The sequence below is a fragment of the Vagococcus lutrae genome, from assembly GCF_003987555.1.
Classification (GTDB): Bacteria; Bacillota; Bacilli; order Lactobacillales; family Vagococcaceae; genus Vagococcus_A; species Vagococcus_A lutrae.
Genome location: NZ_NGJW01000009.1, coordinates 73,648 through 88,779 on the forward strand (window position 1 = coordinate 73,648; position 15,132 = coordinate 88,779).

Annotated in this window: 11 protein-coding genes and 1 tRNA gene; 2 read left to right on the forward strand and 10 right to left on the reverse strand. The window is 40.0% G+C overall.

The annotated features are described in order from the left end of the window. The first annotated feature begins 64 nt into the window (after positions 1-64). Both CBF33_RS07330 and CBF33_RS07335 read left to right on the forward strand, forming a co-directional pair. Positions 65-1,042, forward strand: coding sequence for a polyprenyl synthetase family protein (locus tag CBF33_RS07330; protein ID WP_126762933.1), 978 nt, complete (start codon positions 65-67; stop codon positions 1,040-1,042). 61 nt (positions 1,043-1,103) lie between these two features. Then, positions 1,104-1,763 (forward strand): CPBP family intramembrane glutamic endopeptidase, encoded by a 660-nt coding sequence (locus CBF33_RS07335; protein ID WP_126762935.1) that lies wholly within the window; start codon positions 1,104-1,106, stop codon positions 1,761-1,763. Positions 1,764-1,806: 43 nt separating this feature from the next. Here CBF33_RS07335 and cydC read toward each other — a convergent pair whose 3' ends face one another. The 10 genes from cydC to CBF33_RS07385 all read right to left on the reverse strand — a co-directional run bounded on the left by cydC (position 1,807) and on the right by CBF33_RS07385 (position 15,083). Further along, the gene (gene cydC / locus CBF33_RS07340; RefSeq protein ID WP_126762937.1) at positions 1,807-3,594 is read right to left on the reverse strand and encodes a thiol reductant ABC exporter subunit CydC; all 1,788 of its coding nucleotides are present in this window, start codon (positions 3,592-3,594) and stop codon (positions 1,807-1,809) included. Continuing rightward, positions 3,594-5,330: a thiol reductant ABC exporter subunit CydD gene (gene cydD / locus CBF33_RS07345; protein ID WP_126762939.1), complete on the reverse strand. Its 1,737-nt coding sequence runs from the start codon at positions 5,328-5,330 to the stop codon at positions 3,594-3,596. The genes cydC and cydD overlap by 1 nt, the downstream gene beginning before the upstream one ends. A gap of 2 nt (positions 5,331-5,332) precedes the next feature. Then, positions 5,333-6,361, reverse strand: coding sequence for a cytochrome d ubiquinol oxidase subunit II (gene cydB / locus CBF33_RS07350; RefSeq protein ID WP_126762941.1), 1,029 nt, complete (start codon positions 6,359-6,361; stop codon positions 5,333-5,335). After that, positions 6,362-7,792 carry a cytochrome ubiquinol oxidase subunit I gene (locus tag CBF33_RS07355; RefSeq protein ID WP_126762943.1) on the reverse strand — a complete coding sequence of 477 codons (1,431 nt, stop codon included), beginning with the start codon at positions 7,790-7,792 and terminating at the stop codon, positions 6,362-6,364. Positions 7,793-7,925: 133 nt separating this feature from the next. Further along, positions 7,926-9,275 (reverse strand): glutathione-disulfide reductase, encoded by a 1,350-nt coding sequence (gor, locus tag CBF33_RS07360; RefSeq protein ID WP_126762945.1) that lies wholly within the window; start codon positions 9,273-9,275, stop codon positions 7,926-7,928. A gap of 191 nt (positions 9,276-9,466) precedes the next feature. Beyond that, entirely contained in the window at positions 9,467-10,714 is a 1,248-nt protein-coding gene (locus CBF33_RS07365; protein WP_023605822.1) for a peptidase U32 family protein, read from the reverse strand. After that, entirely contained in the window at positions 10,715-11,638 is a 924-nt protein-coding gene (locus CBF33_RS07370; protein ID WP_126762947.1) for a peptidase U32 family protein, read from the reverse strand. Positions 11,639-11,825: 187 nt separating this feature from the next. After that, positions 11,826-14,288 carry an ATP-dependent Clp protease ATP-binding subunit gene (locus tag CBF33_RS07375; RefSeq protein WP_126762949.1) on the reverse strand — a complete coding sequence of 821 codons (2,463 nt, stop codon included), beginning with the start codon at positions 14,286-14,288 and terminating at the stop codon, positions 11,826-11,828. 4 nt (positions 14,289-14,292) lie between these two features. Then, the gene (locus CBF33_RS07380) at positions 14,293-14,760 is read right to left on the reverse strand and encodes a CtsR family transcriptional regulator (protein ID WP_126762951.1); all 468 of its coding nucleotides are present in this window, start codon (positions 14,758-14,760) and stop codon (positions 14,293-14,295) included. A 249-nt stretch (positions 14,761-15,009) separates the two neighbouring features. Then, positions 15,010-15,083, reverse strand: a tRNA-Pro gene (locus CBF33_RS07385). Positions 15,084-15,132 lie beyond the last annotated feature (49 nt).

Sequence of the window (15,132 nt, forward strand, 5' to 3'; positions counted from 1 at the left end):
GAAACAAGCTTTTTTTTCTAAACTAGTTTATAATTGATATAATGAACCGACACAGGAGGTTTCCATGGCTATACATCCTTTATGGGCTCAGTACCCAGACATACAAAAAGAACTAGAACAAACACAAAAAACCATCCAACATGCCATTAAAATTCGGAATCAGGATATCCAAACGGTATTGTCACAATTTTTCGAATCTGGGGGCAAGTTATTACGCCCGGCTTTTTTTATTCTTTTTACAGAGTTTGGGACTGTTCCCTCTCAAAAAAGAAAACATGAGTACGCTGCGGCACTAGAAATTTTACATGCGGCCACTTTAATCCATGATGATGTGATTGACGACTCCCCTCTGAGACGGGATATGCCGTCCATCCAAGCGCTTTATGGTAAAGACATCGCAGTCTATACTGGTGATTTTCTATTTACCGTCTATTTTCAGCTACTGGCTTCAGCCGTTCAAGAGATGGACACACTAGATTTTAACGCCAAAAACATGCGTAAAATACTAGTAGGTGAATTAGATCAAATGCACTTAAAACATAATATCGATATTACAGTGAAACAATACCTTCGCCACGTCAAAGGCAAAACCGCACAGCTTTTTCAACTAAGTTGTGTAGAAGGTGCTCGTTTTGCTGGCTGTACTAAACGACAACAGTTACTAGCGTTACGCATTGGCTACAATATCGGCATGGGTTTTCAAATTTTAGATGATATTTTAGATTATACTGCTACCGAGTCAGAGCTAAAAAAACCGGTATTGGAAGACTTAAAAAATGGACACTACACGCTTCCTTTAATTCTTGCAATGAATCGCAACCGACAAGCCTTTGCTTTTTTAGAAAAAGGAACAGACTTAACGGATGACGATATACAACAAGCAGTAACACTTATCCAGCGCTATCAAGGTGTTGAACAAGCTATAGTGCTAGCAGAGCGTTACACTGAAACGGCATTAAAAGAAATTAATAAATTGCCAGATATTCCTGCACGACATATTTTATATGATGTCACCGCAACGCTTTTAAAACGACGCGACTAACAAAAAAGTGGCTGAACTCAGCCACTTTTTCTTATTATTTTTTCAGAAATGAGGTTATGCTATGTATTCTATCAAACATATTTCAAAAGGACTTTTATTCGCTTTTCTATTATTTATCGTCTACTCACTTCCGAGTATGTCACTAGCTTTAGGCAACCTTCCCTTTATTCTCGTCACCTTAGGGGTACTATTTTTGCTAATTTACTTAGCAAAAAAACGAGGGGCGTTTGACCATTTATCTCCTTTTTTCAGTTGGTATCACATGAAATGGATAATCGGTGGTTTTTTCCTCACACGAATCGGCGCGATTGTCTTTACCATGTTATTGTCAGGAGAAAGTTCGCAAAATGACCAAGCCATTCAGGAGCTTGCCACAGCAATTTCGCCTACCACTCTTTTTCTACTTATCTGTGTGCTAGCACCAATTGGCGAAGAAATCATTTTCCGTTATTTTATCATGAATAGTTTTATTGACGTACGTCAACCGGCTTCTACATTAGGAAAAGTTTTAGCGATTACTGTCAGCGTCACACTGTTTAGCTTAGTGCATGGTCCTACATCTATCTTATTTTTCCTCATGTACGCTACTATTGGTTTAGTCATGGCATTTGCTTATCTCTATACGGGAGATTTGCGTGTCGCTATGAGTATTCACTTTTTAAATAATTTCTTACCGTTTCTCGTCATGACGTTTGCTTCTCATTTACTACCTGCTAACTAATTGAAAACCCCTCAAAGTCAATAAGTGCTTTGAGGGGTTTTTCTTAGTTTAAATAGTCTAACGATAATAAATGTTGATAATGTTCATTCTCTGCTCGTAAATCAGCAGGCGTGCCATTCATTTTTAACTGTCCATCTTCTAAGAAAATCACGCGGTCAGCTTGTTCTATGGACATCAAGTGATGCGTAATCCAAATAATCGTTTTCCCTTTCAAGACAGAAAAGACGGTAGCTAGTAAGGCTCGCTCGGTAATAGGATCTAAACCTATCGTCGGCTCATCAATGATGACAATCGGAACATCTTGTAGCAAGATACGCGCTAAAGCAATCCGTTGCTGCTCACCACCAGAAAAACGTTTACCGCCTTCCTCTACCATCGTATGCGCACCTTTTGGCAAACTATCTACTAGCTCCTTTAACCCTGCCTGTTCAATCGCCTTTAAAACGTCCTCATCACTAGCATTTAGATTCCCTAAACGTACATTGTTCATTAGCGTCGTATCAAATAAATGTGGTGCTTGATTCAATACACCAATGACTTGAGACATTTGTCCGTGCAACTCACTCATAGGAATACCACCAATCGTAATCTGACCGGCAACCGGTGTTAAATCGCCGCGTATGAGCTTAGAAAGAGTCGTCTTTCCAGTACCGCTCTTTCCTAAGACAGCGATTTTTTGCCCTGCTGGAATCGTTAAATTAAATGAAGTTAACAATTCACGCGACTGTGGGTGATAGCGATAACTCACTTCTTCCAACTGAATATCCGCACTGACGGGTAAAACTGTCGTAGCAGTTGTAGTCGCTTGCGTGTCATCATTCACTTCAGGAAGTTCATGAAGACGCTGGACAGAATCTTCATACATCGGTGTTTCCGTAATTCCTTCACTGATTGGACCAAATGCATCCATTAATGGAAACACAGCTAAGACAAATGCAGCAATCCAATTCGCTTGTTGGCGTGATAAGAAATAATCACTCGCCCAATAAAACATCGCAACAATGATAATGCCAAACAACAGTTGCGTAATAAAATTACGCACGCGCGTTTGTTTGTTAAGGGATGCATCCTCCACACGCACTTCTTTTTCTGCTTGAGTATAACGCGTTAAAAAGTCAGCTTGTCGACCACTATATTGCCAATCGCCTACACCAAGCACAGCATCTGTCAATTGTTGATACATCGCATGACGCTTGTATTTGCGACGATAGACGCGTGCATTATTCACAGCAACAGATGCTAAAGGCACTACAATCACCATGACACCAAACATTAATAAGATAAACAAAGCAAACGGCCAAGAAAAATACCCTAATCCTATCACGACTAATGTATAAAGCAATAAGCCAATGATCGTAGGGAAGATTGTTCGCAAATACAGATTTTGAATATGCTCAATATCTTCCGCTAAAATCCCCATAATTCGCCCGGTTTGAAATGACTCTTTCGAATGTGCGGCACGTGACTCTAGCGAGCGGTACAAACGCAAACGAATATCGGATGTCATTTTCAATACCCAATTATGACTACCTAACCGCTCCAAATAACGAAATGTCGGACGCCCTATCCCAAACGCACGCGTCAAAACAATCGGCACGTAAACACGCATGACGTTATCTGGACGAGGCGGACGCGTTAAGTTGACCAGACCAATATCTGTCGAACGACTAATCAGATAACCCGACGTAAACATTAACGCACTTGCTGAAAAGAATGTCAATAATCCTAAAAATAATACGAGCGCTAATAGACCACGATATTTCTTGAAGTAAGGACGTACCCATGTATCTTGTTTGCTTAATAATAAGCGTGATGATTTTTTATGACTCACTAGTCGTCCCTCCCTTGCATAATATCTTTGACAAACGCTTGATAATAACCATCTTTAGCATTCAACGCTTCATACGTTCCATGCTCCACGATTTCTCCGTGGTCCATCACTAAAATATAATCCATCTCTTTCATCCAATGTAAACGATGCGTCGCAAAAAAGACTAAATGATTATCAAATAGCGGCAACATCGTTTCCTTTAACTCTGCTTCCGTTTCAATGTCCAAATGCGCAGTCGGCTCATCAAAAAGGAGCACTTTTCTCTCTTGGTCAACAAACGCACGAGCTAACGCTACACGCTGCATTTGACCCCCACTTAACATCTGACCACCGTCACCAATCATCGTAGCTAGCCCCTCAGGTAACTCCGCAACTAACGAGGCTAAGCCTGCCTGATTAACCGCTTGCTGAATGACCTCTTCTGACGCATCTGGGACGTAGAAACAAATATTATCTCGCAGACTCGCGTGGAACAGATACGGATCTTGAGGAATATAAAATAGTTGACGTTGCCAATGTGCATCCGCCAAAGTATTTAAGCGCTGCTCATTAATATAAAGCTCGCTTTCCGCCGTAGGACTCAAAAATCCTCCTAACGTTTTTATCAACGTTGATTTTCCAGACCCAGATAGACCGATAATTCCTACTTTACCGTACCCTTGCCAATCAAACGAAATTTCTTTTAACGCACGTGTTTCATAACGAGCATCATATTGAACCGAAACATTTTTTAAAGATAACTTATCCGTTGCTTCCCAAGACGTCATCGGCAAAGCTTGGCTTTCTTTTGTCTCTGGCTCATCTAAAATCGTATAAATCGAATCCAGTGTATTACCACCATCTAATGTTGCGTGATAATCATTCGCAAAGTCACGAACGGGTAAGAAAAAGTCCGGCGCTAAAATCAACACCGTCAATGCCGGCATCAATAACATCTCTGCTTCTATCAATCGCAACCCAAGAAATAAAGCGATAATCGCCACAGATAGTGTTGAAAAGAAATCTAACGCAAATGTCGATAAAATCGCAATTTTTAACGTACTCATTGTCGCTTTACGATAATTTTCACTGACATCAAAAACATTTTTCTCATACCGTTTACTCAAACCTAATAAGTTTAATGTTTCTAAACCACGTAATGAATCTAAAAAGTGATTACTTAAACGTTGAAACCCTTCATACTGTTTATCGGCTTTCGCACGAGCCGCATAACCTAGCACAATCATGAAAATAATAATAAGTGGGAAAACAACTAGTAATACGATACCTGAAGATATATCTTGCATGAACACAAACACTAAAATTATCCACGGCACAATCATCATATTTGTCAATTTAGGTAAAATAATTTGAATATAATTTTCAATTTGTGCGATACCTTCTATCGACATCGTCACCATATTACCCGTCCCGTGCTTTTGAACAAAGTTCGGACCTAACGCAAACACCTTTGCCAGCAACTCTTGACGAATCAAACTTGCCTGTTCAAACGCATAGGCATCTAAAACTTTATCCTTCACATAATTTAATACTTGGCGACTCAGAAACGCACCAAAAAACAACATGATATGAGTCGTTTGCGATTGAAGCGGTTGACCGCCCCACACCTCAGTAATACTTAAGGCTAAATAATAAGCCTGCCCTATAATCAAAAGAGCTTGCAAGATACTATATCCTGCAAGCCCGATAAGAACAGGTCGTATATTTTTCATTTTAAACATGTTCTTATTTATCATCTCTAATGTCCTCCGAGTTTACCAGCCTTTAGACGTTTTCTAAAGATATGGTAAGACCATCCTTGGTAACCTAATACAACCGGTAGTAAAATAATCGTTACAATCGTCATTGTTTTCAACGTGCCCAATGAGCTCGCTGCATCTGCAATCAATAAATCTCTCGCTGCATCTGCTGAACCAATCATAACACGTGGGAATAAGCCGTTAAAGATAAGCGCCACAATCCCCGCTAAAATACCGCCTGAAGCGATAAATGACAACATTTCTTTCCCTTTAAAAGTACCAAATGCTGCAATCACAGCTGCTAGCACAATTAAGGCTAAAATCACTAGGGTTGAAGTTGGACGGTACTCGATAAAATCGGTTTTCGTCCAAACTAATGCTGCAAATACCACTAAGCCCACAAACAACACTGGGTACAAGCGTTTCGCATACATTTCAGCACGGTAACGAATCGGGCCATCTGTTTTAAGACGAATGTAGTTTAAACCATGAATGAATGAAATCAATGTCACAGCTACTCCCCCTACAATCGAGAAGAAGTTAACATAGTCGCCAAAACTTGCCACAATATTTTTATCAGCTTGGATAGGCATTCCTTGAATCAAGCTAGTAAAAATCATCCCAAACATAAATGGAATCAACACGCTTCCAATAAACAATGTCCACTCCCAAATATTCTTACCACGTTCTGTTTCAGCATGAGCACGAAACTCAAAAGAAACGCCACGAATGATTAAGCCTACTAAAATAAGTAAAAATGGAATATAAAAACCACTAAAGAGAGTCGCATACCACTCTGGGAATGAAGCAAACATCGCTCCACCAGCCGTGATAAGCCATACTTCGTTTCCATCCCATACAGGACCAATCGTTGCCATCACTAAATCACGTTCTTGTTTATTCTTAGCGAGTAGTTTCGTAGACATTCCGACACCAAAGTCAAAACCTTCTAGGAAGAAGAATCCAACGAACAATACAGCAATAATCACAAACCATAAAAACTGTAACGGTTCTAAACCTGCTATCATCTAAAACGCCTCCTTCGCTAATGGATCTTGAGAAGTATTGACTACTTCTGGTTGATAGTAAGGACCGCGTTTATGTTCACGATGAATAAAGTGAACTAAAATAGCACCGATAAAGCTAAATAATAAGAAGTAAATAATATTAGACGTTAATAACTCGCCCGCTGTTACAGATGGTGACACACTATCTGCGATTGTGAACAAGCCGTAAACTGTCCAAGGGAAACGTCCAAGCTCTGTTATTAACCAACCACATGTATTGGCTACAAACGGTAAGAACGTCATTAATCCAATTATTTGTAAAAGCCACTTCATTTCTAATAACTTATTATCGCGTAGTAAGAATAATCCTACCATTGCAATAAAGACAAACAAAGTACCAAATCCTGCCATGAATCTAAAGCTCCAGAATAACGTTTTAACTGGTACATAGAAATTCATGTCTTCGCCGTACTTCTCTTTGTAGTCGGCAATTTGTTCTTTAAACTCTTCTTGGAACTCAGCATCGACTGTCTTCATTCCTTTAAAGCTACCTTCATGATCCGAACCTAAAATACTTAACATATAAGGAATTTCAATTGAAAAACCTTCTTCTTTTTTGTCCGTATCTGGGAAAGCAATCAATTTCCAAGGCACATTTTCATCGACAGTGTCTTCATATAAAGCTTCCATTGCTGCAAACTTCATCGGTTGCTCACGAATCAAATCGTTTACTTGACGGTGACCAACTAAAATGACCACGATAGATGAGATTAGCCCCATAATTAAACCAAATTTCAATGATTTACGGTTAAACTCGATGTCACGTTTACGTGCTAAATTAAATGCAGCTAAACCAGCAATCACAAACGCACCTGTTACAAAGGCACCGAATAGAACGTGTGGGAACTCTAACCAAAGCTGACTATTTTTCAATAGTTCAAAGAAACTAGTCATCTCTGCTCGGTTTGTTTCCGGATTGATTGTAAAGCCAACTGGATGTTGCATGAACGAGTTAGCAGCTAAAATCCATAAAGCGGATAAAGCAGACCCGATAGCAACCAGCCACATGAATAAAGCATGCACTTTCTTTGGCACCTTATCCCATGTAAAAGCCCACAATCCAATAAATGTTGACTCTAAGAAAAAGGCTAATAAAGCCTCAACCGCTAATGGTGCTCCAAAGATGTCCCCCATAAAGCGTGAATATTCAGACCAGTTCATACCAAATTGAAATTCTTGAATAATACCGGTAACGACTCCGACTGCAAAGCTTAGTAAAAAGATTTTTCCCCAAAACTTTGTCATGTCTTTATAAACTTCATCTTTTTTGATGACATATAAAGTTTCCATAATAGCAACGGCAAGACCTAGTCCGATTGATAGCGGCACGAATAAAAAGTGAAAAACAGTCGTCATAGCGAACTGAATTCGTGCAAGCGTTAAAATTTCCATTCTATTTTTTCCTCCTTTTTTATTATGATAGAATAATCATTCTTAACACAGTCTTATTATAGTCTAAAATGCTACAGTTTCCAACTTTTCTTATGCTTTTTTTTCATTATATTATGTCCGTTTATCTAAAAGTTTACCGCATGGTCACAAACTCTTCGGCTCCTGTTGGATGAATAGCAACCGTATTGTCAAAATCTTGTTTTGTCGCGCCCATTTTAATAGCTACAGCAAAACCTTGCAACATCTCGTCCACATCGATACCGACACCGTGTAAACCTACAATACGTTCCTCTTTACCAACACAAACGAGCTTCATCGTCGCCTTGATTTTTCGCTTTTGAAGAGCATAATACATCGGATTGAACTGACTACGATAGACTTTGATATTACTTTCACCATACTTTGTTACGGCTTCTTCTTCGGTCAAACCGACTGTTGCAATCGGTGGATGTGAAAAGACAACCGTTGGCACATTCCGATAGTCCAGATGTTCATCTAACTTACCATTAAACAAACGTTCTGAAAGACGACGACCTGCAGCAATCGCGACGGGCGTCAATTCTAAATGACCCGTCATATCACCAACTGCATAAATACCTTCTGCTGACGTATTTTGATAACGATCCACTTCAATGTAACCACTATCTGTTAACGCCACTCCTACTTTATCTAACCCTAAGTTTTCAACATTTGGACGACGACCAATTGCCCAAATCACTGCATCGACATTTAACTCTTTACCATTTTCATTGACTAATGTGACCGTACCATCCGCTTCTTTTCGCAAACTCTTCGGTACTGTATAGCCATGTAAATGTAATCCTTCTTGTTGATAGATAGCTTGTAATTCTGTTACAATCTCTTGGTCAAATGAACGTAGCGGACGGTCATGGCGATAAACAAGATGTGTTTCAGCACCCAATCCATGAACCACGCCGGCTAATTCAACTGCTATATAACCAGCACCGACAACAGCGATACGCTTTGGCAATGTCTCTAAGCCAAAGAAATCATCTGACCCCAGACCATGTTCCGCTCCAGGAATATCTGGGAATATCGTATGCCCTCCCGTTGCTAATAAGATATGAGGTGCTGTGTACTGAGTTCCCTCAACTTCTACCACTTGTGGTGCTACAATTTTCCCATAACCTTTTACAACTGTGACTTGATTACTCGCCAAGCCATTGTCGTACGCCGTATGCAGACGTTTAATATACGCTTCACGATTCGCTACCAATTGTTTAAAATCGAAACGGTCAATCGTCACATCAAATCCATAGCTTTCAGCATCTTTCAACATCATTTCACGCATTGTCGCCGCTTGCCACATGACTTTTTTTGGCACGCATCCTAGATTAACACACGTCCCACCTAAATCTTGTGCCTCAATTAACAGCACCTTTGCTCCATGCATTCCTGCACGATTCGCTGAAGCAATCCCTCCACTACCGCCACCAATGACAATATAATCATACCTTTCCATTTTAGTGCTCCTTTCAAACCTTTTATACCCTCAATTATACGTACTTTCACAAACGAATTGCAATTGATACGTTTCTTACATGAAAGAAACACTCATTATCATACAAAATACCTCATGAAATAAAAATGAACAAAAAAAGGAAGGAAACGTCCATGTTTCCTTCCTTTTCCATTTTATTAAAATCTAACCTCTTATTTCTTCTTCCGAATCATGTCGCCTACTTCAACAGGTTCTTTAACTTGCATCGTCAATAACATCATAGGATTAGGGGCACGGTCGACGCTCTCCCCTTCTTCATTCCACATTTCTTCAACTGTTTGTTCAAAGTGGTGGAATCCTGGCCCATAAAACTCAATTTCATCTCCCACGCTAAAGTGGTTACGTTGGCGAATAGTCGCCATCTTAGTTTCTGGATCATACGCCATCACTTCACCAATAAAACTATATGCCGGTATTTTACGACGTGGTCCAAACAACTGCTCATCTTCGCTCGGTGTTTGGTAATAAAAACCAGTAGACAGCTCTCTCTGCGCGACTTTCCAAAGCTCATCAATCCACTCTTGTTTACACACATAGTTTTCTGGGTCTGCCATATAGCTATCTACCGCTGCTTTATAAACATTTGCCACCGTAGAAACATAATGAATCGACTTCATACGCCCTTCAATTTTAAAACTATCTACGCCGTTTTGTATTAAATCTGGAATATTTTCAATCATTGCCATATCTACCGCACTCATTGAGAAAGGTTCTGAAACTTCACCATTTTCAGTCAAAGAACGTTTTTCTCCAGCAAAAGGTAAGTCGTACAACTCATATTTCCAACGACATGATTGACAACAGCCACCACGGTTAGCATCTCGTTTGGCCATATGATTCGATAACGTACAACGGCCAGAGTATGAAATACACATTGCCCCATGAATGAACGCTTCAATTTCTACGTCTGTATTTTCGCGAATTTCTTTAATTTCGTCCATTGAAACTTCACGAGCTAAGACGACACGTTCTAGTCCTTCATTTTGCCAAAATTGTAACGTTTCATAGTTAGCAGCAGATGCTTGCGTTGATAAATGAATCGGTAATCCGGGTGCTTCTGTCGCACAGATTTCAATCAAAGCAGGGTCTGAGACAATCACAGCGCTAATCCCGATATCACGTAAAGTGCGGAAAAACTCTCCCGCGCCCTCTTCATCTCCTTCATGCGTCACCATATTCGCTGCCACATAGACTTTAGCATCATGTTCTCTAGCAAAAGCTACTCCCTCTGCCATCTCTTCATAACTAAAGTTTCCTGCTCGGCTACGCAAACCATAGGCATCTCCGCCAATATATACAGCGTCAGCTCCGTAGTGAATAGCCGTTTTTAATTTTTCTAATGTCCCAGCAGGTGCTAACACCTCTGGACGTTTTAATGTTGTTTGATTTTTTGTTGTCATTTATTTCACCTCATCAGGATCTAGTAAAAAGAAGCCCGTATCTAAACCACGTTCTTCCGGATGCAATGCTTGGACTTTTTCTGCCAATTCTTCCGCACGTGCCGCTGTCCATGTTCCCTCTATTATCGCTTGTCGAGCTTCGATAAATAGCGAGACAATCTCAACAAACGTTTCGCCTGGCGTATAAATACCGTCTAATTTCCAATGGCGATAATCATGAGCGACCAACTGTCCAAGTTCGTTCATTAATGAAATATCATTGTTCGCAAAAATATGGGTGCCATGGCTATCTTCATAAATTGAGTAATGCGTGCCACCTTTACGCGGCTCTGATAAAAACAAGCCCGCCTCTTTAGATTTATCATGTTCATTTCCAATATAAGATAAATAATTTTCGACAAGCGGACGTTTTGATTGATGAATACAAGACGCACCATAGACAAGAATTTCGCCAAAGATATCTAATTTAGGCGCCATTTGTTTTAATTCCTCGAAAGGCACCTCTCTCGCAATGACAGCGCCGATTGCACCGCGTTTGCCCCAGAAGTTAATCTGACGCGCACTTGTTACCATCGTATGACCGTCATATAAGTATGGAATCTCGTCTTCTCTTTCTCGCAATACATGGATAACACCCGTATCGCCTACGGTAATCTGGTCGACATGATGAGCCGCCAAGAAATCTAAATAGTCAGGTACTTCTTTCATTTTAGCTGGATGCATAATGCCATTGACAGCTACCGTTGCAGTCTTGCCGTGCTTATGAGCTAATTCTATTAACGCCACTTGTTCTTCTCGACTAAAGGACGTCGGTAAACGCAACCCAAACTTTTCTTCACCAAAATAAAGGGTGTCTACACCCGCTTCTAAAAGTTTGTGAGCCTGTTCGTATGACTCAACTGTTGCTGTTATCTTTATTGACATCTAAAAAAACTCCTCCCTACACAATTATGATAATAATATCACAAGTTTTCTGACTTGCCAACCACCGAATTTTCACAAAAAAACTCTCTGTATTACCACGACCTTCAAACGCTAGACATCACATCTAACATTTAAACATCACTTCGTACAGAGAGTTTCTAATTTATTCCCTATTTACTTTTAAAAACTATGATTTAGATAAAGATTTTTCACGGACGGTTAACGTAATTTTACCTTTCGACGCACCAATCGTCACACGATCACCTGTTGCAATTTGACCCGATAGTAACGCTTCACTTAATAAATCTTCCACTTCACGTTGTAAAGCACGTTTGAGCGGGCGCGCACCGTATTCTGGATCAAATCCTGCTTCACCAATCACATCTAACGCTGCCGTCGTTAATTTTAACGTGATATCTTGTTCTGCTAAACGCGTCACCAAAGATTGACTCATAATATTAACGATTTCACGTAATTCCGTCTTATCTAATGAATGGAAGACAACTGTTTCATCAATTCGATTTAAAAATTCTGGACGGAATGCTTTTTTCAATTCTTCTAAAATCCGACGACGCATTTGTTCATGGTCATGTCGTACGTCTTTTACATTAAAGCCAACCGATACTTCTTCTTTTAAAGCCGTCGCTCCTACATTAGATGTCATAATAATAATCGTATTTCTAAAGTCCACCTTACGTCCCTTCGCATCTGTTAAATGACCATCATCTAACACTTGCAATAGCACGTTAAAAATATCTGGATGAGCCTTCTCTACCTCATCAAGTAAGACGACAGAATAAGGTTTTTGACGAATTTTTTCCGTCAATTGTCCACCTTCATCATAGCCAACATATCCAGGAGGAGAGCCAATCAAACGACTCGTCGTATGTTTCTCCATAAATTCTGACATATCGACGCGAATTAAAGCACTCTCATCTCCAAACATCGTCTCAGCCAACGCTTTGGCTAATTCTGTTTTCCCAACTCCCGTCGGCCCTAGGAACATAAATGAACCAATCGGACGCTGTGGATCTTTCAATCCACTTCGCGCACGTCGAATGGCTTTCGCAACCGATACAACTGCCTCGTCTTGACCCACTACACGTTTATGCAGCTCTTTTTCTAAAGACAACAAACGCTCGCTTTCCTTTTTCTCCAACTGTGTCAAAGGTATGCCCGTCCATTGCGAAATAATCTCCGCAATATCTTCCGTCGCCACATTTAAATCATACGTCGCTTTTTCTGACTGTGCTTCATCATATTGACGTAACTTTTGCTCCTGAGCTTTTTCTTTTTCTCTAAATTTTGACGCTTCTTCAAAATTTTGCGCTAAAACGGCAGCTTCCTTATCTTCACGATACTTCGTTAACACTGCCAATAATTTTGCGCGCTTTGATACCACAGGGCTACCAGATAAACGCACTCTCGCACTAGCCTCATCAATTAAATCAATCGCCTTATCTGGTAATTGACGTGACGGTAAATAACGAATAGACCAATCAACCGCCGCCTCAATCGCTTCATCTGTAATATTAACCTTATGATGTGCTTCATAACGCGAACGAATACCCGCTAAAATCTCTTTCGATTCTTCCGCTGTCGGTTCATCCACTTGAATTTTAGCAAAACGTCGCTCTAAAGCTGCATCTTTTTCAATATATTTTTGATATTCATCCAATGTCGTAGCACCGATTGTCTGTAACTCACCACGAGCTAAAGCAGGTTTTAAAATATTGGACGCATCAATCGCACCCTCTGCTCCACCCGCACCAATCAATGTATGTAACTCATCTATAAATAAAATAACTTGCCCATCTTGATAAATCTCATTAACGACATTTTTCAAACGATCTTCAAATTCACCACGATACTTCGTTCCCGCAACAAGCGAGCCCATATCAAGCATCATCAATCGTTTTTCCACCATATCTTCTGGCACTTCACCTTTAACTATCTTTTGCGCAAGCCCTTCAGCAATCGCCGTCTTACCAACTCCCGGCTCTCCAACTAAAACCGGATTATTTTTCGTACGACGACTTAGTATTTGAATAAGTCGTTCAACCTCTGGCGTTCGTCCAATTACAGGGTCTAACTGCTCTTGCCGTGCCAATTCTGTTAAATCTCTTGCTAAACTATCTAACGTTGGCGTCTGAGATTCGGAGACACTTACCCGCTCCTTTTTCATGCCACGTGGGTTCTTACTATCAATTAACCCCATTTTACGCAATACTTGTTTACGTGTATGCGGTAAATCCAAACCAAAGTCACGCAACAAACGAGCTGCTAAAATTTCTTCATCTCTTAAAATTCCTAATAATAAATGCTCTGTACCAACCATCGGTGATTGTAATCGTTTGGCTTCCTCTTGTGCCACCATTAATATTTTACGAGAACGTGGAGAATACGGTAAATAACCATTATCCCCATAACTACGTCTCACACCATAACCTGTCGCCTGCTCAATCTCTTCACGCAGTAATCCTTCTGAAATACTCGCATGACGTAATATTTTACCGGCCACACCATCTGGTTCAATCACCAATGCTAATAATAAATGTTCGGAACCAACAGAACCTTGTTTAAAAAAACTTGCTTCATCTTGCGCTATCAGTAATACTGCTTTCGCCTTATCTGTAAACATCAAATCCATAAAATTACCCCTTTTCTTCATAACGAAGTCGCTCTAGCAACAACCTCATCATCGTTGCTCGCGTCTTATCTTCACTCGCTTTATGATGAAACGTTTCCGGTGCCAATACTGTCAATATCAAATTGGCTTCTCTCTCGCTTATAATATCATAGTTATATAATTGTTGCAGAATTGCCACACTATCCTGGTAAGATAAAGTATTACCTATCCACTCATCAAGTTCTGACAAAACATCTCCATACTGATTTAATACTACTTTTTCAATACGAATATAGCCTCCGCCACCCCGTTTACTCTCAACATTATACCCTTGCGCCACAGTAAAACGTGTATTTATGACATAATTTATTTGAGAAGGAACACAGCTAAAACGATCGGCAATTTCAGAACGCCTAATTTCAATTTGCTCTTGCTCCTCTAAGATGGCTTTAATATAGGCCTCAATCAAATCGGAAATATTCGGTTGTCCCATCTACTTCAACCCCTTCATTTTGACTAATTTTGACCTTCAGTTTAATTATACGTTAATCATCAAAAAAGAGAAAGAAGTTTGATTAAGCTTCTACCTTGTCAAAATTATAAAGTAAATACTAAAAAAACAAAACTAAAACGAAAGATTTACTTGAAATTATAAAAATAATCTCGCTTTAAATGATAGAGCCAATAAAAAAAGCTATCCAATCAATGATATACATCATTAATTCGATAGCTTTTTTTAAAATCGGGAAGACAGGATTCGAACCTGCGACCCCTTGGTCCCAAACCAAGTGCTCTACCAAGCTGAGCTACTTCCCGTATACCTTTGTTAAACGCACCCAAGAGGAGTCGAACCCCTAACCTTCTG

Coding starts and splice junctions, on each gene's coding strand:
- CBF33_RS07330 (WP_126762933.1), top strand. CDS start 65: ATGGCTATACATCCTTTATGGGCTCAGTACCCAGACATACAAAAAGAA.
- CBF33_RS07335 (WP_126762935.1), top strand. CDS start 1,104: ATGTATTCTATCAAACATATTTCAAAAGGACTTTTATTCGCTTTTCTA.
- cydD (WP_126762939.1), bottom strand. CDS start 5,330: ATGATAAATAAGAACATGTTTAAAATGAAAAATATACGACCTGTTCTT.
- cydB (WP_126762941.1), bottom strand. CDS start 6,361: ATGATAGCAGGTTTAGAACCGTTACAGTTTTTATGGTTTGTGATTATT.
- CBF33_RS07355 (WP_126762943.1), bottom strand. CDS start 7,792: ATGGAAATTTTAACGCTTGCACGAATTCAGTTCGCTATGACGACTGTT.
- gor (WP_126762945.1), bottom strand. CDS start 9,275: ATGGAAAGGTATGATTATATTGTCATTGGTGGCGGTAGTGGAGGGATT.
- CBF33_RS07365 (WP_023605822.1), bottom strand. CDS start 10,714: ATGACAACAAAAAATCAAACAACATTAAAACGTCCAGAGGTGTTAGCA.
- CBF33_RS07370 (WP_126762947.1), bottom strand. CDS start 11,638: ATGTCAATAAAGATAACAGCAACAGTTGAGTCATACGAACAGGCTCAC.
- CBF33_RS07375 (WP_126762949.1), bottom strand. CDS start 14,288: ATGGATTTGATGTTTACAGATAAGGCGAAAGCAGTATTACTGATAGCG.
- CBF33_RS07380 (WP_126762951.1), bottom strand. CDS start 14,760: ATGGGACAACCGAATATTTCCGATTTGATTGAGGCCTATATTAAAGCC.